General features: G+C 62.8%; 16 protein-coding genes. 6 read left to right on the plus strand and 10 right to left on the minus strand.

From position 1 onward, the window contains the following. A partial coding sequence (locus tag BV908_RS20320; protein WP_003107092.1) for a DUF736 domain-containing protein occupies positions 1-311 on the minus strand: 311 nt, incomplete at its 3' end. Positions 312-1,134: 823 nt separating this feature from the next. On the opposite strand from BV908_RS20320, the gene BV908_RS20335 reads away from it, so the two are divergent. Further along, a complete protein-coding gene (locus tag BV908_RS20335; protein ID WP_036193280.1) occupies positions 1,135-1,569 on the plus strand; it encodes a hypothetical protein in 435 nt (144 codons plus the stop codon). A 133-nt stretch (positions 1,570-1,702) separates the two neighbouring features. Here the strand turns inward: BV908_RS20335 and BV908_RS20340 are convergent, their stop codons facing one another. The 6 genes from BV908_RS20340 to radC form a co-directional block, all read right to left on the minus strand. Further along, positions 1,703-1,912 carry a hypothetical protein gene (locus BV908_RS20340; protein ID WP_036193281.1) on the minus strand — a complete coding sequence of 70 codons (210 nt, stop codon included), beginning with the start codon at positions 1,910-1,912 and terminating at the stop codon, positions 1,703-1,705. 62 nt (positions 1,913-1,974) lie between these two features. Beyond that, positions 1,975-4,026 carry a ParB/RepB/Spo0J family partition protein gene (locus tag BV908_RS20345; protein WP_036193282.1) on the minus strand — a complete coding sequence of 684 codons (2,052 nt, stop codon included), beginning with the start codon at positions 4,024-4,026 and terminating at the stop codon, positions 1,975-1,977. 78 nt (positions 4,027-4,104) lie between these two features. After that, complete coding sequence (locus BV908_RS20350; protein WP_019396530.1) at positions 4,105-4,929, minus strand: DUF932 domain-containing protein; 825 nt, start codon at positions 4,927-4,929, stop codon at positions 4,105-4,107. Positions 4,930-5,638: 709 nt separating this feature from the next. Then, entirely contained in the window at positions 5,639-5,917 is a 279-nt protein-coding gene (locus BV908_RS20360; RefSeq protein WP_036193283.1) for a hypothetical protein, read from the minus strand. A gap of 65 nt (positions 5,918-5,982) precedes the next feature. Next, complete coding sequence (locus BV908_RS20365) at positions 5,983-6,333, minus strand: DUF2958 domain-containing protein (protein ID WP_036193284.1); 351 nt, start codon at positions 6,331-6,333, stop codon at positions 5,983-5,985. A gap of 243 nt (positions 6,334-6,576) precedes the next feature. Then, the gene (radC, locus tag BV908_RS20370) at positions 6,577-7,083 is read right to left on the minus strand and encodes a DNA repair protein RadC (protein WP_036193286.1); all 507 of its coding nucleotides are present in this window, start codon (positions 7,081-7,083) and stop codon (positions 6,577-6,579) included. A gap of 339 nt (positions 7,084-7,422) precedes the next feature. Here radC and BV908_RS20375 point away from each other — a divergent pair, with 339 nt between their 5' ends. Then, positions 7,423-8,796 (plus strand): SIR2 family protein, encoded by a 1,374-nt coding sequence (locus tag BV908_RS20375; protein WP_197540957.1) that lies wholly within the window; start codon positions 7,423-7,425, stop codon positions 8,794-8,796. Further along, the gene (locus BV908_RS20380) at positions 8,793-10,538 is read left to right on the plus strand and encodes an ATP-binding protein (RefSeq protein ID WP_036193288.1); all 1,746 of its coding nucleotides are present in this window, start codon (positions 8,793-8,795) and stop codon (positions 10,536-10,538) included. The genes BV908_RS20375 and BV908_RS20380 overlap by 4 nt, the downstream gene beginning before the upstream one ends. A gap of 235 nt (positions 10,539-10,773) precedes the next feature. Here BV908_RS20380 and BV908_RS20385 read toward each other — a convergent pair whose 3' ends face one another. The 3 genes from BV908_RS20385 to BV908_RS20395 all read right to left on the minus strand — a co-directional run bounded on the left by BV908_RS20385 (position 10,774) and on the right by BV908_RS20395 (position 12,756). Next, positions 10,774-11,091: an addiction module antidote protein gene (locus BV908_RS20385; protein WP_036193290.1), complete on the minus strand. Its 318-nt coding sequence runs from the start codon at positions 11,089-11,091 to the stop codon at positions 10,774-10,776. Then, positions 11,088-11,423, minus strand: coding sequence for a type II toxin-antitoxin system RelE/ParE family toxin (locus BV908_RS20390; protein ID WP_036193293.1), 336 nt, complete (start codon positions 11,421-11,423; stop codon positions 11,088-11,090). Before BV908_RS20390 ends, BV908_RS20385 begins: the two co-directional genes overlap by 4 nt. Positions 11,424-11,556: 133 nt before the next feature. Further along, positions 11,557-12,756 carry a site-specific integrase gene (locus BV908_RS20395; RefSeq protein WP_036193295.1) on the minus strand — a complete coding sequence of 400 codons (1,200 nt, stop codon included), beginning with the start codon at positions 12,754-12,756 and terminating at the stop codon, positions 11,557-11,559. Between the two features lie 248 nt (positions 12,757-13,004). Here BV908_RS20395 and BV908_RS20400 point away from each other — a divergent pair, with 248 nt between their 5' ends. The 3 genes from BV908_RS20400 to BV908_RS20410 form a co-directional block, all read left to right on the plus strand. Further along, positions 13,005-13,625 (plus strand): DUF6806 family protein, encoded by a 621-nt coding sequence (locus BV908_RS20400; RefSeq protein WP_103739064.1) that lies wholly within the window; start codon positions 13,005-13,007, stop codon positions 13,623-13,625. A gap of 100 nt (positions 13,626-13,725) precedes the next feature. Then, positions 13,726-15,699 carry an excinuclease ABC subunit UvrC gene (uvrC, locus tag BV908_RS20405; protein ID WP_103739065.1) on the plus strand — a complete coding sequence of 658 codons (1,974 nt, stop codon included), beginning with the start codon at positions 13,726-13,728 and terminating at the stop codon, positions 15,697-15,699. 384 nt (positions 15,700-16,083) lie between these two features. After that, positions 16,084-17,558: hypothetical protein (locus BV908_RS20410; protein WP_146052208.1), on the plus strand; the 1,475-nt coding region annotated here is incomplete at its 3' end.

The raw sequence follows: 17,558 nt of genomic DNA on the forward strand, positions 1-17,558 counted from the left end.
GCCGCCTGGGGCTTGCTGCGCGACCAGATCAGGTCGTGCGTGCCGTCCTCGCCTTCGATCAGGCGGGCATAGACCGGAGCCGGGAACGAAGGATCGTCGAGGGTCACGGACTTGTATTCCCGCCCGGCCTCGCTGGTCTTGTTCCAGGCCGCGCCGATGTCGTGGCCGGCGGCCTGGAGGCGGAAGTCGGGGGCGTTCTCGCTGCTGCCCTTGTCGTTGGGAACCAGCTTGACCTTGACGTTGAGCGTCAGGGTGCGAAGCGTGCCGGTGAAGCCGTCTTTGTCGGTGGTGAAGGTGCCGATGTTGGCCATGATGTTTTCTCCTTTCTGTTGAACAAGGTTCGCGCCCATCGCGTCCTTGTTGTGATCCGGCCGGCGGGGGACGGGCTGGCTGCACCGCTTGCGGTCGCAACGCAGTGGAGAGCCGGGAGGCGAAAAGAATTTGCCGCGCGAGGAAGCCGCGCAGCGGCGGGGAAATTGTTTTCGCCGGACGGTTGCAGCCATGAAGCCCGAGGCGCAGCCGCGCCCCCCGCCAGGATTCACAACGAGACAAGGACGCCTTGGGCCGAACCGCTCCGAAAGGAGATAGGGCCGACTCGGCATCCCCGCCCGAAGGCTTCTCCGGCTCGCCCGCTGACGCGGGCCAGGTCAACCCCGAAACGACAGGCGAGAATGCCCACGCCACACCTTGCGGCGCCGGTCTTGAGGCGTGGCTTGGAAGCTCCATAGCGATGCCGGGCGGGTCGTCCGTGAACCGTCCTTCGTGACGTGATGGGCAGGAACCGCCAGCGTTGAGGACGGCACGCACCTGCACAACCTGCCGCAGCGAGCGCCAGCGTGTTCGCCAGCGCCCCGTCCATCGCGGCGGGGCGCTGGCCGGGCCGATCCGGCGCAGCCGGTTCGGCGGCATTGAGGGGTGCCAAGCATCGCGCGGCGGGGATAGCCCGCAGGGCTTTCCCCTGGAGGCAAGCGAAGCGCGCAGCGCCGCAGGCGCGAAGGCGTGAGGGATTGAAGCCGAATGGCCGTGACGGCAAAGACGGCACGGGGCGCAGCCCGAAAGCCCGGCGGCGCTGTGCGCCGACACGCCCTAACATGACGATTACGAACAGCGAAGCCCACGCCCAAGGAAGCACCGATGGAAGAAAAGCGCATCCATGAGTTCTTCAAGCGATACCAGCACTTCTTCCGCCAAGGACTGAAAAACGAAGCGGACATGGAGCAGGTCGCCTCGTCCTACGCCACTGCCTTCATCGCGGCCTCGCCAGCCGGGGTCATGGCAGGCCAGAACGACGAGCAACTGAAACAGGTCATGCGCCAAGGATTCGAGCGCTACCGCCAGCTCGGCACGAAGGACATGATGCTGCGCGGGGTTCGCATCGACCCCATCGACGACCACCACTGCCTCGCGCACGTCGCCTGGACGGCGACCTATGACCGGGGCGCAGCCCCGGACGTGTCCATCGACTTCGACGTTCATTACCTGATGCAGCAGCTTGACGGCGAACCCAAGATATTCGGCTGGGTATCAGGTGACGAACAGGCGCTGCTGAGGCAGCACGGCATCGTCTGATGCCGCCGCCGCGAAGGCAGCGGCGTTCTGATTCGGTTGTTGGCCTTGAACACCGGGCGCGGCCACTGCCGCGCCCGGATTTTGCGTCCACCGCGCCCAGGACGGTACGGCATGGGCGCGGTGCTGATCGCGGTTATTCCTTCGTCTCGATGAGCCACCACACGGCACGCGGCAAGGTGCGGCCCGTGATGGGATGAATGTCGGTGAGGTCGGCGCGGGCCGACCAGCCCGAGGGCGGGCGGTAGCCGCGCACGTCGTCTGCGCCGTGCCAGCGGCGGGCGCGTACGGTGCCGGGTGCGTAGATCGCCGCCATGCGCGGGCGGCTGGTGGTGGTGCGGGTCATGGGGGCTTCTCCTTGCAGCGAAGCGCCCCGGTCGAGGCCGGGGCGCTTGCCTTCGGCGCGGCTCAAGCGGCCAGCGCCTCGGCGGGTTCATCCGCCATTGCTTCGGCATCCTCCGGGGCGTCCTGCTTCGGGCTTTCTTCCTGCGCGGCATCCTGCGGGCCAGCGGCCTTGAAGATGGCGGGCATCCAGCCCGTGCCATCGGCCAGCCGCTCGGCCTCACTGGCAATGTCGGCCTTCTTGAGCTTCGCCAGCCGGGTGACGGATTCCGGTGCAAACGCGCCTACGGTATCCAGAATCGCGGCCTTGGAAGCGTGCTTGAAGTAGCCTTCTGCGGTCGGCTTCCACCATGCGGCCATGTCGAGGCCCACGGCCTGCGCCAGTTCCTCGCCGGGCCGGTGCGTCGTGGCGCGGGGCGTCACCACGTCCACCGTGGAAGCCACGCACACGGCCAGCAGCCGCAACAGTTCGTCTTGCGGCTTCGCCAGCAGCGCGGCAAACAGTTCGGCGCTGTCCTCCGGCAAGGCAACACCTGCCACCTGTTGCAGTTCGCGCAGCGCCACGGCGGCGGGCGATTCCGGCCAGTCCGGGGCCATGCCTTCCAGCCGGTCTTGCACCGTGAGGCGCACGCCCAGCGGCAGGCCATCGCCGTAGGCGTCGGGCTGCAAGACGGTCTGCACCATGCCATGCACAAGCGCGGCGAGCGCGACGTGCGGATGCCGTGCGACTTCGATTTGCAGCGCCGCCGTGCGGTGGGCACTCAGCCGCTGCGCCAGCCGGTCGGACAGGCTCGCAGCCTTGGGCGCGTCGTCGGCGTTCTCGTGCTCGTCGTTGGCGGCTTCGCCTTCGGTGCTGCCAAAACCGCGCCGCAGCTTTTCCAGCGTGCGCAGCGCCTTGGCCTCGGCCTCACGCAGCAGGCCGCGATGAATGACGGCCTCGCCGTTGCGGTCGATGGTGACGATGGCACCGGCCACCTCGCGCACCTCGGGGGCGTAGCCTTGCAAGGCTTCCTCCGCGTCTTGCAGTTCCCCGACCACCTGATCGCGCCGCTGTTCCAGCTTCTCGGCCTTGGCCTCGTCTTCGGCGTCGCAGGCTTCTTCCAGTTCGGCGTCGATCTTTTCGAGGCGGGTTTCCAGCGAGGCGATGCGGCGGGCCTCGCGGGTGGTCGGCTCGCGACGATGGCGCGGGGCGTTCTGGAACGCCTGCCGTTCCTCATAGGCCAGATGCGGCACGGCCTCCACCCATGCCCAGCCCTCGGCGCGCACGTCCTCGGCCAGCGTTGCCAGCTTGTCGCGCACCAGCGTTTCCAGCATTGGGGTATCGGTGAGGTAGGTTCCGGCATCGCCTTCCGCGAACAGGTCGCGGCGGATGCCGCCGCCTGCCTGCTGGTAGGTTTCCAGCCCGACGAAGCGCACCAGCGCGTGCGTGGCGTCGATTTCGCGCTCGGTCAGGCGCTCGCGCAGCTTGGACGGGCTGCGCTGCCATTCCGGCGCACCATAGAACGCGGCTTCCTGCGCGGCGTGGTCGTCGGTGATGGTCAAGGCCATCAACTGTTCCAGCGTGACGGTTCCGGCGCGGTAGTCGGCCATCAGGCGCGGCGCGATGTGGGCGAGCTTCAAGCGGCGCTGCACCACCAACGGGGACACGCCGAAGTCTGCGGCAATGTCCTCGATGGGCCGACCTTCCTTGACCAGCGCGGCGAACGCCTCGAACTGGTCGGCGGGGTGCATCTGCTCGCGCATCAGGTTTTCCGCGAGGCTGACGGTACGGGCCGAAGCATCGGGCACCAGCAGGCACGGCACTTCGTAGTCGGCGGGAATGCGCTTCTTCTTCGCCAGCAGCTTCAAGGCGGTCAGGCGACGATCACCGGCCACCACCTCGTAAGTCTCGCCATCGGCGGAAAGGATGACGATCAGGTTTTGCAGCAAGCCGATGCGGGCAATGCTCGCGGCCAGTTCGGGGATGGACAGGCGCGGCATCTTGCGGGCGTTGCGCTTGGAGCGGCGCGGCAGCAACTGCGAGAGCGGAACCAGAATCAGGTTCTTGGACGGGTCGGCCATTTCCAGCGGTGCGGCGGCTTCGATGGCGACGGTTTCGGTTTTGGGTACGGCGTTCATGGTGATAACTCCTTGCGGTTGGGATGCAGCAGCGAGAGAAGCGGCAAGGGCTGCTGCCTGCCCTTGCCGCGTGGGGATTCAGGCTTTCAACTGGCGCAGGCCATCGGCCAGCAGCCACAGGGCGCGGTTCAGGCGCACGCTTTGGTCGATGCCCTGCACGGGCCGGGTGGTCTGGCGGCGGCCATTTGCGGCGCGAGCGGACAGGCCGCCTTTGGTCAAGTTCTCCTGCGTGCGGTTGAACACGCTCCACAGGTCGCGGCGGTCGTCGTCATGGCGGCGCGGCATCAGGATTTGCGATTCCGTGATGGGCGCGGGCTTGTCCTCGTCATACTTCAACGCCAGCGCAGCGCGGGCGAACACTTCCGATTCCCCGGCGTCGAGCGTGATGGCGCGCATGGCATCGCGGGATTCCTGCGCCCGGTCGAAGCCGTGCAGGACTTCGTAAGCGCCTTCGATGACGTGCCCGGCTACGTCGCCCTTGTGGGGCACGCGCACGTCGGCCACGGTGTCACCGCAGACAAGGCCATTGCTGCAAACGAAGCGGAACATCCCGGCCAGCATCTGATAGCTGCTGGTGCCGTCATGGGAGTTCAGCAGGATGATTTCGTTGGCCTCGCGGCCGTTGATCTGGCTGGCGTGACGCAGGCGGATCATGTGCTTGGTGTAGTCGCGGCGGTCGTCGTGGCGCACGCGGGTCTGCGTCACCATGAAAGGCTCGAAGCCTTCCCCGCGCAGTTCTTGCAGCACGGTCGCGGTGGGGATGTAGCTGTACCGCTCGGAGCGGCTTTCGTGCGGTGCCTCCGCGAAGATGGACGGGGCCACGGCCCGGATTTGGTCATCGGACAAGGGACGTTCCGAACGCAGCACCGGAGAACGGGAAGCGAAGCGGGATGCGAGTTGCATGGCATTTCTCCTGACAAAGAAAGAAGGGTTTGCTGTTCACACCGCACACCGGATTCCTAGATTCGGAGCCCAGCCTTTCGGCTGTTTGGTGCGGTCGGCACGAGGAACCCGGTTGGCCCTGTTGCCACCGTCTTTCCTGAGTTCATCGCCCGCGACGGTCAGGAGCGCGCGGACGGGTGCCGTCAAGGAGGCAAGCGCAGGGTTGGTGCGGCCCGCAGCGAAGCGAGGACACGGCCCTGCGCGCCTTGACGGCACACGGGCGCGGGCTACAGTCGCGGTGAAGGTGATGAAGTCAGGGGAGACGGCTGGACAAGGCAACGGCCCCTCAACACGCCGACCGCACGGCAAGCGAAGCGCGCAGGCCCGGATCTGGAAGCCGGGCCGGAGGCGTCAGCCGAGCGGAGCGAGGGAACGATGGAAGCCCGGAAGGGGCGAGACGCCGCAGGCGGCTCGATGCGCAGCGCGCACGACAGCGCGACCGGCCATGTTTCTTGGCCGGGGACGCACAGCCTTCAATGCTCGATGCACAAGCTCATGCGCCAGTCATCGGGAAACAGGTTCGACAGCGGCGGCTGCGATCTGGCCGATCCGGCGCCGCCGGTTCGGCGGTCTTTGAGGGGCGCGAAGCATTGCGCGGCGGGGATAGCCCGCAGGGCTTTCCCCCGGAGGCAAGCGAAGCGCGCAGCGCCCCGGAAGGGGCGCGAAGGCATCACGCCGAGTCGTCAGGACGCAGGCTGGATTCCGACACCGGCATCCACGGCGATGACGAGTCCAGCAGGTAGCGCGCACCACGCGCGTACAGACCAGACAGCCCGGCGGGCTGGTAGAACCCGGCGACGCGGCGCCGAAACCGCGCGCCGTATTCGTTGGTGTAGATCACCGCGTCGCCGATCTTGAAGCGCAAGGGCTGGCCGTTCTCTGGCGCGAACGGCTTGAGCGCATCGTGCTGCGCGGTGATCTCGATGATGTAGTCGTGATGGCTGCTCATGGCATTGATCTCCTTCGATGGTCAAGAAAGCGCAAGGAGCGCCTTGCGGCGCTCCCAGGGCCGGGTCAGACAGCAATCCGCCCGACCAGCCGCGCATCGCGCGCGTAGGCGCTCAATCGCTTCTCGGCCCGGAAAGACAGGTCACGCTCGATCGGCAGGCCCAACCCGCCGCGCACAGTCGTCAGTTCGCCCAGGCTGACCCAGCCGATTTCCGGCGCACCCAGGCCCAGGTCGCAAAGACCAAAGGCGTGGTCGTGGTCGTCGGGATCAATCTCGGTCAGCAGCCAGGTCGCGCCGGCGTCCGGCGTGAACAGCTTGACCACGGGGGCCGGATCGAAGTCCGGGTTCTCCAGCGATTCGCGGCCTTTGGCCAGCAGCACGATGCGCTGTTCGTCAGTGATGAGTGCGTTGTTCATGGTGAACTCCTGAAAGGTTGCCGGGCGGATTTGGGTCAACGACGGCCGCCAGGACGCAAGCGCCATCGGCGCGCAGCCCTTGACGGCGAGAACGCCGTGGCACGATGAAGGGAACAGCAAGACCGCCTCCCTCACACCTCCACGCAGCCCGGTTTTCGGCAAGTGCGCAGCACGCGCAGGCCCGCGAGGGCCGGAGTTGCGCCGCCGGGCGCAGCAAAAAATGGGGGCCGAAGCCCCCAAAGGTCAAAGCAGGCCGCGCTCGGCGAATGACGTGGTACGGCTTCCCGCGACGATGATGTGATCCAACGTGCGAACGTCCACCAGCGCCAGCGCCTGCCGAAGCTGCGAGGTCAGCGCCTTGTCGGCCGCGCTCGGCTCGGGGTTCCCGCTCGGATGGTTGTGCGAAACGATGACCGCCGCCGCATTGAGCCGCAGCGCCAGCTTGACCACCTCGCGCGGATGCACCTCGGCGGCGTCGATCGTGCCGTGGAACATCTCCACGTAGTCGATCAGCCGATGGCGCGTGTCGAGGAACAACACCGCGAAGACTTCGTGCTCGAAGCCGGCCAGCTTGGCGCGCAGGTAGTCCTTGACCACCACCGGCGAAGTGAACTCGGCGCCACGCTGCATCTTCTGTTCGATAACCTGGCGTGCGGCTTCCAGAATCTGGTCGGCGTCCGCCGGCCGATAGCGCCCACGGCCATCGCGCACCATCAGCGGGGTATCGAGTGAGAGGGTCAGTTGCGACATGATCGTGCTCCGGTTGCTCGGGCGGAATTGCCCGGAACCGGCGCCAGCACGGCGCAGCGCAAGCAGTCAGGGGTCGCTAGACGGCCGCGAGGACGCAAGCGCGCATGGCGCGCGCCGCCCTTGACAGCGAGAACGCCGTGATACGGTGAAGGGAACAGCAAGACCGCCCACACCCGCCCACTGCACACAGTCGGCTTTGGGGGCAAGCGGAGCGCGCAGGCCCGAGAGGGCCGGAGGCGTCAGGGGTCAAAGCCGAATGGCCGCGACTCGGCACGAGGCGCGGGGCGCAGCCCGCGAACCAGACGGCGCATCGCGCCGGGACGCACGGCCTTGGCTTTCATGGATATTGGGGCCGCGGGTCGGCCAGAATGTGCGAAGCGCTTTGTTACTATTCCAAAGGACAAGTCCGGGGCGATCGGGTATCCGGAAGAATCCAAATACATCTGTAGGGACGACATGACGACGCCACAGCCGACCACCTTCGGTCAACAACTTTTCTTCAGTCCGGAAGCCGGCACTTGGAAGGCGCTCAGGCCGGACGCGGCTGGCGAGGCCGATGATGCCAAGAGGCAGCAGATGCTGTCGGAGGCCGCCGCAGCGCGCGAAGAACTGAAGGCGGTATTGCTGTCCTCGCTTCAGATGCAACATGTGGTTGCACTCGCAGGAAGTGGAACATCTCTGGGAGAGATCAACGGTCCTTCGATGTGGACGCTGTGGGACCACTGCGTGAACTCGAATCCCGACACTGGAAAGGATGAGCGGAAGCCGACCGAGCAGGCTGAAGCTGTCATTTCTGAGATCGGCTATGAGACTGCCGTCGAACATGAGAACATCGAGGCCCTTCTTTCACGGTGTGACGCATACCTTCAGATCAAGAAGAGCGAGCAGGTCGAAAAATTCGTATCCGCCTCAAAGGCCGTGATCCTGAAGAAGTGCTCCGCTTTTCTCAATGGAGCCGACGATTCAAAGTTGGCGAGCCATCGCACGTTCCTACATCGACTGTCTCGTCGCCGCGTCCGCGACTCGCGGATGAAGTTGTTCACGACGAACTACGATCTGTGCTTTGAGCGCGCTGCTGGCAAGCAGGGGCTGGTCTTGCTCGACGGTTTCTCGTTCACGCAGCCCAGGCAATTTGACCCGCGGTTCTTCCTATACGACATCGTCCGCCGACCTTCGACCGGCGATGAGGTCGGCAATCCGCTGGAGGGTGTGTTTCACCTCTACAAATTGCATGGTTCGGTCAACTGGGATCAGTCCAGTTCGGGCGATATCGAGATCAAGACCGATCCAACACCGGAAACGGCCTGTCTCATCTATCCCGCCAAAGGAAAATACCAACAGTCCTACGTACAACCGCACCTGGAACTGATCTCCCAGTACCTGGCGGCGCTGCGTGAACCGAATACCTGCCTCATTGTCTCGGGGTTCGGCTTCAATGACGATCACTTGTCTGAACCTATTGTCGCGGCGGTCCGCACCAACCCGCATTTGCGGTTGATCATCGTCAATCCCTCGGCGGACGACCTGACCTCCCGGCCCAAGGAAAACAACCGATACTGGGATGCGCTCTACAGCCTCGCTAAACAGGGCGAGGATGTGTGGCTGATCAATGCCACGTTCAGCGAGTTCGCCGAGATGATTCCGGACCTCAAATCGCTGACGCCCGCGCAGCGGCTCACGCGCGACATCAAGTCGCTGGTCAAACCGACATGAGTACCGCGCTCGACGTCACCGACGCTTTTCCGCGCGGATTGCTCCGACCGGAGTTGTATGTTGGCCAGTTGTGCTCCGTTTCCGCCCAGGTGGTGAAGTTCAACCTCAACGAGGCGGGCTCGCCCAGCGGTTCCCACTTTCTGGGTGGCCGATACGGAAAAGGTGAGGTTGGAGAGTTCGTCCTGATCGAGGGACAGATCAACCTCCTGCTTGGACGGGTGGTCGAGATCCATTTGCCAGATGCCGACAGGCGCCTGATCGACACCTCGCATGGCAGGGTGCCGGATCTGGACGGCATCGGGACGATCCAACTGCTGGGCTCCATCGCAATGGACTCACTTCGAATCTCGGCGGGCGTTGACTCCTATCCTCGCTTGGGCGACCGCGTTTACGCTGCGCCGCACAGCTTCATCGCCAACTTACCGAAGTTCATGGAGGCGGCGGAGACCGAAGCGAGCCACGTCCTTCTCAAGCTGGGCTCGATCGATGTCGCGCCTGAAAGCTACGTGTCGGTCAAGCCGGAGAAACTGTTCGGCCGGCACTGCGCGATTCTGGGCGCCACTGGCGGCGGCAAGAGTTGGACGACCGCTCGGATCATTGAAGAATGCCTGCGCTACAAGACCAAGATCATCCTCTTGGACGCGACGGGGGAATATCGCGGGTTCGACGGAGAACACGTCTCAAATCTTCACCTGGGTGCGCCGGTCAGCACTGCGAAGTCTTCTGCTTCTTGTTCGTTGCCGCATACGTCCTTCATGGAGTCGGACTTTATCGCGCTGTTCGAGCCTGCTGGCAAGGTTCAGGGGCCGAAACTGCGTGCGGCGATTCGCAGCCTTCGACTCGCCACTCTCGCTCCTCATGTTGCGACAGGCGGGATTATCAAGAAGATCGATCAGTCTAAGGTCCCGATCCTGACCGAAGAAGCCAAGGCTGGCATCGCGGAGAAACTTGATGATCCACAGCAAGCGTTCGACGTGTGGAAGCTCGTTTCACAGATCGAGCAGGAGTGCGTTTACCCGGACGGATTCGGCGTGGCCCGGGGATCAAAAGACACCACAAAATGGGGTGGCGACTCGGGCGAGGTCTCATACTGCCTGTCCTTGATGTCGCGCATTAGCGGCATTCTCAGTTCATCGTCCTTCGACTGTGTCTTCAAGTCGAAGGCTCCTGCATTGACGGAAAGCATCTCATCCTTCGTCTCCAACGAAGATCGGTTGCTTCGGATATGCCTGAGTGGCGTTGCCTTTGAGTTCAAGGCGCGCGAGATCATCGCGAACGTGATCGGACGGCATCTTCTCAACATGGCACGCGATGGCGCATTCAAGAGTTGCCCTGTTGTCGTCATCGTCGATGAGGCACACAACTTTCTCGGGCGGCATATCGGAGCCGATGACGCGGTTGCCCGCCTGGACGCATTCGAGTTGATCGCCAAAGAGGGCCGTAAGTACGGACTCAATATCTGTCTGTCAACTCAGCGCCCACGCGACATAACGGAAGGTGTTCTGAGCCAGATGGGAACACTCGTGGTACATCGGCTCACGAATGATCGGGACCGCGAGGTTGTCGAACGCGCCTGCGGCGAAATCGACCGATCGGCATCGTCGTTTCTGCCCAATCTGAAGCCCGGCGAGGCTGCGATCATCGGCGCCGATTTCCCCATCCCGTTGACCATTCAAGTCTTCCCGCCGAGCGCGAAGCCTTTTTCTGACGGTCCCAACTACCAGACCCACTGGAAGGTATAGGGATCGCCTGAATTTCGAGTAGGCTGCCGAATGATTTGAGGATTAACGGCGGTGAGTCGAACTTGCCGACGATGAAGAAGCCCGCTGGGGGGCGAGACTCGTACAGCGAGGCCTGATGTGCAGTAAGACAGCGCGCCGGCGGCGCGCCGGGACGCCCAAGCTGACACCAGGGCATGAACGGGAGAAATTGTCGTATCAGTGATACGAGAATCGGCGGGCGCTTTCCCGCCGAGGGTCAAGCCACGTGCGCGGACGGCGGCGAAGGCAGTGGCTGCACCGCCAAGCGCAGGCCCATCGCCTTGAGGATGGCGGTCAGGCTGTTCAGGGCGGGATTGCCCTTCGGCGACAGCGTGCGGTAAAGCTGAGTCGGGTTCAGGTGAGCCTGTTCGGCCACCGCCTGCACGCCACCGACTGCCTGTGCAAGCTGGCGCAGCACGGTCATCAGCTCGGCCTGGTCGCCATCGGCCAGGATGTTGTTGATGACTTCCAGTGCGAGCGCCGGATCGCTGCGGTACAGCTCGGCCATCGCCTCGTCATGGGGTCTGCTTCTCATTCGTCGGTTCTCCGTTGCCAGTCCTGCCAATAGTCCACCGCCCGGTCAATGTCCGCATCCTGCGTGCGCTTGTCGCCACCGCACAGCAGCAGCACCAGCCGCTGGCCCGCCAAGCCGTAATACACCCGATAGCCTGGCCCCACGTCGATGCGTAGCTCCCACACGCCATCGCGGCAAAACTTGTGGTCACCGAAGTTGCCTTGCTCGACACGGGCCACGCGACGGATGACCGCCACCTTGGCTTGGGCATCACGCAAGCGCCGCAGCCAGTCGGTGTAGAGATCCTTCTGGCCGTCGGCCGTGAGGTAGTGCTCGATTCGGTACATGGTCATTTTCGTTTATAGACGAATGAAAGTCAAGGATGAAGGGGCGAGCCGGCGCCCACATTTCCGAGACACTGTCTCGGATTTCCTTGTTGGCAGGCTGCGGCAGCTCCCCGCGCAACCGCAGTGGGCAGTGTCCTTCTCATGCTTCTAGCTCTGCCGGGCGCTGCGCACCCGTGATCGTCTTGCGCCGGGCCGCCACCAGTTCGGCCGCTTGCCGCACCGGATCGTCCTCGGTATGGACGTAGCGCATGAACATCGCCACGGTCTTGTGCGCCGTCAGCGCCATGCCAACCTTGAGCGGCACACCGGAATTGGCAATGTCCGTCGCCGAGCGGTGGCGGATGCCGTGGGTGCCGACCTTCGGCACCCCGGCACGGTCAAGGATGCGCCGCCAAGCCTGATAGTAGGTATGGGTGCTGAGGGGCTTGCTGTGGTCGAGGATCGCCGGGCAGACATAGGGCGAATCGCCGTAGCGGGGGGCATTGGTCAGCCGCCGGCGGGCTTCCTCGCTCAACGGCTTGGACATATCACCGGTCTTGCTGTCCGGCCAGACCACCCGGCCGTTGGGCAGGTCGAGCCAATCCCATTGCAACAGCAGGATTTCCGACATGCGCGCCGCGAACTCGAATTGCAGCCGGACGGCCAACAGGTGGATGGGGTGCTCCAAGCCTTCTGCCTCGGCCTTCTCCAGATAGGCGAACAGCTTGGTCATCTGGTCGTCGGTGATGAGCCGGGTCGAACCCTTTTCCGGGTACTTGGGGACGTGACGGCAGGGATTGGAGCCATCGGGCCGATAGCCCCACAGCTCGGCCAGGTTGAACATCTTGCGGACGAGCGACAGCACGCGGTTGGCCTGGGTGGGGGACTTCTCCATGCGCTTCATCAGCGCGGTAATGTCGTTGCGCGTAACCTCGTGAGCCTTCTTGCTGCCGAAGGCTGGGATGACGAAGCTGTCGATCTGGTACTGGTAGCCGGCCTGCGTGCTGGGCTTGTTGTGCGGCTTGGAGTGATCGTCCATGAACCGGCCGCACAGCTCCTTGACCGTCGGCGCCTTGCGGGCCTCGGCCTTGTCGAGTCCGGGGTCGCCCCCGCGCCGGACTTCGGCCAGCCAGTCTTGTGCCAGCGACCGGGCCTGTTCGACCGTCAGCTCGCCGAACTGGCCGATTGCCGGCTTGCGCCGCACGCCGGAGTTCGTGCGGTACTGAACCATAAAGACCTTGCGCCCGGTTGGTGTAACCTTGCACAAGAAGCCCGGAACGAGCGTATCCCGGAGTTCCACGTCGCAGGTTTGCGCCTGCGCCGTGTCAACGACGGACTTGGTGAGTTTGATTTTCGCCATGAGGTGCTCCTGATAGGTCCCGATTCCAGGGGCCGGCTAGGAGCCAGGCGGAGGGGAACCGGGGCGGTTTGCATCGCGCACCGGGATATGATCGAAGGCATTGGCCTGGGGGAAAACCTGCTACAGCAAGCCTCATCCAAGCCCATCGGTAGCCCGGTGCGGATGCCATGCTCTGGCTTAAAATCCGCCGCTTCCTGAGAAGGGGCGTGCCGGTTCGACCCCGGCTCGGGGCACCATCTGGATTCGCTATGTCACATTACAACGCTCCCTTTGAAATCCACGTCCATGGTCAAGTGCAATTGCGTGCTGATGTGGACTTCAGTCAGCTTCAGGAAGCACTCAAGCCATTGTGGAAGTACGCTGGTGCGCGTTCGCTCGCGGATGGAGCTTCGAGCGCCTATGAGGAGGAGCCGGGCATACAGTTCGATGTCAAGGAGCACATCCTGCAGATGTGCTGGACGGTGCGTGGCGACGAAGACTTCCGCCAGTCTCTGGATGAAATGTGCATGAGTCTCAATGAATTGGCTGAGCGGGGCGCAGCCATCGAGGTGACGTTCTACGATGCCGAGTTCGATGAGGATGAGGCACCCGAGGACGAAGAGGCGCGTGATGATTTCGTGATGCTGTTTGTGGGCCCCACTCCCGCCGCCATCATGCAAGTACAACGTGACCTTCTTGTGCAAGATGTGGTCAATCTGATGGAGCGGCACTTCGACGGCTCGGAGCTCGGTGGCGTTGTCTCAGAGATTGACAAGCTCTTCTCTCAACGTTTTGATGCGCTGGTGAGTTCGCTTGAAATTGGTAAACCGCCACGAGGTCCGGGTGGCAGCGGGCATGGCGGCGGACGCCGGCCGCGTCACCTTCACTAACGTGCTCGACAAATCTCTGTGTCGAGCACCATGGCGTGAGTTGCAGTGCTCCCCTCGCACGGTATAGAAGAGGCTTTCGACGCGTGCCCACAATAGCGTCATGACCACAACCTATTCGGATGAGCTTCTGGCACAGGTGGCGGCGCTGCCACCTTTGCCCGGGGTGTACCGCTACTTCGATGCACAGAATGTCTTGCTATATGTCGGCAAGGCGCGCAACCTGAAAAAGCGAGTCAGCAGCTACTTCAGCAAGCAGCACGGAGGCACGCGCATTGGCCATATGGTGGGCAGAATTGCGCGGCTGGAAACGACGGTGGTGCGCTCCGAGGCCGAAGCGCTCCTGCTGGAAAATAATCTCATCAAGTCCCTGGGCCCGAAGTACAACATTCTTTTTCGGGACGACAAGAGCTACCCTTATCTCAAGATCACCGGTGTCTCGGCAAAGGACGGTACGGGGGATGCTCCGGGGCAGTGCTACCCGCGCATGGCGTATTACCGGGGGGCTGTGGATAAACGTCACCGATACTTCGGTCCTTACCCAGGCGCATGGGCCGTCAAAGAAAGCATTCAGCTACTGCAGAAGGTTTTTCGGTTGCGTACTTGTGAAGACACGGTGTTTGCGAATCGCACGCGTCCCTGCTTGTTGTACCAGATCAAACGCTGCTCCGCTCCGTGTGTGGGTTTGATTTCCCCAACGGCCTATGCAGCAGATGTCCGCAGTGCGGAAGCGATGCTGCTGGGTGAAACCCAGGAACTGCTTCAAACGCTGGAAGAGCGCATGCTCGCGTACGCCGAGAAGCTGGAGTTTGAACAGGCGGCTGAGGTCCGCAATCAGATCACGGCACTCGCACGTGTGTTGCACCAACAAGCGGTGGAGACGGCATCGGACAAGGACGTGGACATACTTGCCGTTAAAGTGGCTGGCGGCCGTGCCTGCGTCAACCTGGCAATGGTGCGCGGTGGCCGGCACCTTGGCGACAGGCCTTACTTTCCGGTTCACGTAGAGGAAGCGACAGGTGTCTTCCAACTGGAAACGCGCGAGGATGCTCCGGATAACCTAATGGTAGAGGAGGCTGGCGGACTCGAGCAGTCGGTGCCGGCGCAGATCCTTGCTGCGTTCATTGCGCAGCACTACCTGGGGGTACCGTTGCCACCGACACTGATTACGAGCGAGCCAGTCGACCCCGCATTGCTTTGGGTGCTGGCACAGCAGACGGGGGTGCGAGCGACAGTGGTTCACCAGCCGCGCGAACAACGGCGAATCTGGCTGGAAATGGCGGAGCAGAACGCACAGATTCAGTTGGCACGGTTGCTGGCGGAGGAGGGTTCCCAGCGGGCGCGCACGCGTGCCCTGGCGGAAGCGCTGGATCTGGAGGCAGAGAGCTTGGATGAACTCACCATCGAGTGTTTCGACATTTCGCACACTGCAGGGGAGGCGACCCAGGCTTCCTGCGTGGTCTTTCATCACCACAAAATGCAAAGTGGCGAGTACCGCCGTTTCAAAATCGAGGGCATTACCCCAGGCGATGACTATGCAGCTATGCGTCAGGTACTCATGCGTCGCTACAGCAAGGTTGCCGAAGCACAGCGTGAGGCAGGGGGGGCGGAGGTGACAAATGCCCCGCGCTTGCCGGACCTGGTGCTGGTGGACGGTGGCAAGGGGCAAGTAAGCATGGCGCGCGATGTGTTCCAGGAACTGGGCCTGGATATCTCACGCATCGTTGGTGTCGAAAAGGGGGAGGGCCGCAAGGTGGGGCTGGAAGAACTGGTCTTTGCGGATGGACGCGACAAAGTCTATCTGGGGCGAGACTCGGCTGCGCTGATGCTCGTGGCGCAGATCCGTGACGAGGCCCACCGCTTCGCCATCACCGGAATGCGCGCCGCTCGTGCAAAAGTACGCGTAGGCGGCAGCCGATTGGAAGATATACCCGGTGTGGGGCCTAAAAAACGGGCAAGGCTGCTTCAGCGCTTTGGGGGCGTGCGCGGCGTGGCAGATGCCAGCGTGGACGACCTCGCCACGGTCGAGGGCATATCTCACGACTTGGCAGAAGAGATCTATCGCGCGCTGCGCTGACCCGGTTGACGGCCCGGGGCATTGCCGCGCGTGCCACAATTGGCCTAGCCGTTCTCGGAAAGAGTTGCTAAGGTAGCCCTGATTGGCCCACAATGCGCCCCAGTCAACGACTGGGGCGCTTCTTTGTCTGAGGTGAAATCGCTTCCAGGAGCGGTTTCGTCCGGCGAATGGCCTTGGCGGTTCCCTCCGACCGCCGCCGGCATCCAGGTCAACCACTGCCGGAACCCTAAGTGCGCCAACTTTGGCGTACCGCCCCACAACGAGTCCAAGCGTGGGGCCGCCGCCCGAAAGCCGGGTGGATACGCACCCGGAGACTACCGCGTTGTCGCCAGCGGTAAGGGTCAACCAAATCTGTTTTGCCACCTTTGCAGGGAAAGCTTTCCCATGCAGAGCAATCTGGCCATCGCGGAAGAGTTATTGCGAATCGGCAGATACCTGGAGCCCCAGCTTCCAACGTGTCCCAACGAGGACTGCGAGCTATTCCGCAAAGCCGAACCTGAACATAGTGGGCGGCACACAAGATTCGGAACTAACGCACACGGCACGCCGCGATTCAAGTGCGGAGCCTGTCGAAAGATATTCGTCTTTGGCGGTCGCTCGACAAAGCGCCAACAGAAAACCCATCCGAACATTGGCATATTCGAGCATCTGATGAATTCGATGCCCTTGCGGCGAATCATCAAGGTGCTGGGAATTTCGCCTGCTATTCTCTACGACCGAATCGACTTTATCCACGAGCAATGCCAGATTTTTGCTGGCGAGCGAGAGCGCGGGCTTCTTGACCGGGAGGACCTCGGCAAGAGGTATATCTCGACCGACCGACAAAAGCTCATTGTCAACTGGTCGGACCGGAAGAGCAGAAAGAACACTGTCCTCCTTTCCATCGCGAGCGCCGACCAAATAACAGGCTACCTGTACGCGGCGAACGTCAACTTCGATGGCGAGATGGATAGTGAGAAGGTCAAGGAGGAGATGACCAAATTCGGCGACCAGCGATTGGCAAAACCCTTTCGACGGTTTGCTCGGGTTTGGTTACCCCAAGACTGGGATGACGCTGCGGTACGGGCTGCCGCGAGCCGTAAGGGCACCCGACGGGCCAGCGAGGAGCCAACTGAGCTGCCTGGGGAGCTGCTCGCGGCTGTCAAGGACACCTATGACGCGGCTCAGGAGCGCGAGGACATCGAGAGCGGCGACGACCCCTCGACGGCGACCAGGGCGCCGGCCAAGGGCATGCTCTTGCACGAGCAGACCGTCATGGCGGCACATATTCAGTTCGTGACGAGATTGCTGCAGAAGGCAGAGAAACTAAGATTCTTCGTTGACCAAGAATCTGGTATTCGGGCTGCAATCTTGGTGAGCGTTCCGGAGCGCGTTCTAAATAGGACCGCAGACGCATTCTACGTAAAGGTCCTCAAGGAATTCACGGTTGACCAGAAGAAGGGGATTGTTGGCGCTGCCAAGCGGCGACTCCGGAAGGTAATGAGTGACGCCGGAGTTGACGAGGAAGAGGCCAGCTTAATCCTGGCCCTGGAAGAGTTAAGCAGCCCAACACTTATTGGCAAGTGGGGCGACCCTTGGTTTCGACATCCAATCGCGGACATGCGAGAGCCACAAAAGGGAGTTTCGTGGCTCACTGATATTGACGAACCCGAGACTGACCCGGAAAAGCGGAGTGACCAGCTTCGTCATTTTGCCCGGCTGCACCTGAAGGCGTCATTGACGGCTGTTGATAGATTCTTCATGCAAGTTCGACGGGCGCTCACGGTAGCCGAACGAGGGGTTATCAGCGCGAGCGCCGACAGAAGACTTTGGTTTGGTAAGAATGCCTATAACCCAGCGGTTCTGGTGAAACTGGTAGA

The organism is Diaphorobacter sp. LR2014-1 (assembly GCF_002916785.1).
Taxonomy (GTDB): domain Bacteria; phylum Pseudomonadota; class Gammaproteobacteria; order Burkholderiales; family Burkholderiaceae_C; genus Diaphorobacter; species Diaphorobacter nitroreducens.

Excerpts from the sequence above, each read along its gene's own strand:
- BV908_RS20335 (WP_036193280.1), top strand. The coding sequence starts at position 1,135 with ATGGAAGAAAAGCGCATCCATGAGTTCTTCAAGCGATACCAGCACTTC.
- BV908_RS20340 (WP_036193281.1), bottom strand. The coding sequence starts at position 1,912 with ATGACCCGCACCACCACCAGCCGCCCGCGCATGGCGGCGATCTACGCA.
- BV908_RS20345 (WP_036193282.1), bottom strand. The coding sequence starts at position 4,026 with ATGAACGCCGTACCCAAAACCGAAACCGTCGCCATCGAAGCCGCCGCA.
- BV908_RS20350 (WP_019396530.1), bottom strand. The coding sequence starts at position 4,929 with ATGCAACTCGCATCCCGCTTCGCTTCCCGTTCTCCGGTGCTGCGTTCG.
- BV908_RS20360 (WP_036193283.1), bottom strand. The coding sequence starts at position 5,917 with ATGAGCAGCCATCACGACTACATCATCGAGATCACCGCGCAGCACGAT.
- BV908_RS20365 (WP_036193284.1), bottom strand. The coding sequence starts at position 6,333 with ATGAACAACGCACTCATCACTGACGAACAGCGCATCGTGCTGCTGGCC.
- radC (WP_036193286.1), bottom strand. The coding sequence starts at position 7,083 with ATGTCGCAACTGACCCTCTCACTCGATACCCCGCTGATGGTGCGCGAT.
- BV908_RS20375 (WP_197540957.1), top strand. The coding sequence starts at position 7,423 with ATGGATATTGGGGCCGCGGGTCGGCCAGAATGTGCGAAGCGCTTTGTT.
- BV908_RS20380 (WP_036193288.1), top strand. The coding sequence starts at position 8,793 with ATGAGTACCGCGCTCGACGTCACCGACGCTTTTCCGCGCGGATTGCTC.
- BV908_RS20385 (WP_036193290.1), bottom strand. The coding sequence starts at position 11,091 with ATGAGAAGCAGACCCCATGACGAGGCGATGGCCGAGCTGTACCGCAGC.
- BV908_RS20390 (WP_036193293.1), bottom strand. The coding sequence starts at position 11,423 with ATGACCATGTACCGAATCGAGCACTACCTCACGGCCGACGGCCAGAAG.
- BV908_RS20395 (WP_036193295.1), bottom strand. The coding sequence starts at position 12,756 with ATGGCGAAAATCAAACTCACCAAGTCCGTCGTTGACACGGCGCAGGCG.
- BV908_RS20400 (WP_103739064.1), top strand. The coding sequence starts at position 13,005 with ATGTCACATTACAACGCTCCCTTTGAAATCCACGTCCATGGTCAAGTG.
- uvrC (WP_103739065.1), top strand. The coding sequence starts at position 13,726 with ATGACCACAACCTATTCGGATGAGCTTCTGGCACAGGTGGCGGCGCTG.